This is a genomic window from Autumnicola tepida (assembly GCF_031846485.1).
In the GTDB taxonomy this organism is placed as follows: Bacteria; Bacteroidota; Bacteroidia; order Flavobacteriales; family Flavobacteriaceae; genus Autumnicola; species Autumnicola tepida.
The window spans coordinates 1-544 of sequence record NZ_JAVRHQ010000114.1; the positions used below are offsets into that span (position 1 = coordinate 1).

1 protein-coding gene is annotated in these 544 nt (G+C 28.5%); it reads right to left on the reverse strand.

The window, feature by feature from the left end:
• A partial coding sequence (locus RM553_RS19610) for a hypothetical protein (protein ID WP_311536654.1) occupies window positions 1–262 on the reverse strand: 262 nt, incomplete at its 3' end.
• Window positions 263–544 lie beyond the last annotated feature (282 nt).

Here is a 544-nt window from a genome sequence, read left to right on the forward strand (position 1 = left end):
TGTTGTTGTGCAACGTTTTGAGTTCTTTTAACTGCTCTAGAATATTCAATTCAGTTTTCCTGTTAGAAACAAAATGAAATGGTGACACAAAAAAATACGCACCAAATGTAACACATCTAATAAATAGATATTCTTTGTCATATAACACATAGATTTCTTGACCTCCGTGCATATCAAAAAAGCTATATTTAGGTTTAAGAATATGAAGATTCTCTGTTTTATATTCGAGATTCCAGTTATTTGATGAAGCTAAAAGTTCCATTAGTCTTCTGTTCTCTCGATAATTAATGCCATTAATTTTCTTAAGTCTGTTAATATTGTTGAAGCTGTTTTGAATTACATAACTTAAAAAAAATCCGAATAATAAGGAAACAATAGCTAAAAACAAGTAGGTATGATTATGATTTGTAATTTGGATGTATAAAAAAAGTCCAAAAAATAGAAGTGGTGCAAAAGTTAACAATACCATATGAGAAAAGTCCATTAGCTTTATCAGGATATTTTCTTCAAAGGGACTATCTCAAAAACTGTGTAAGTAGAAAAT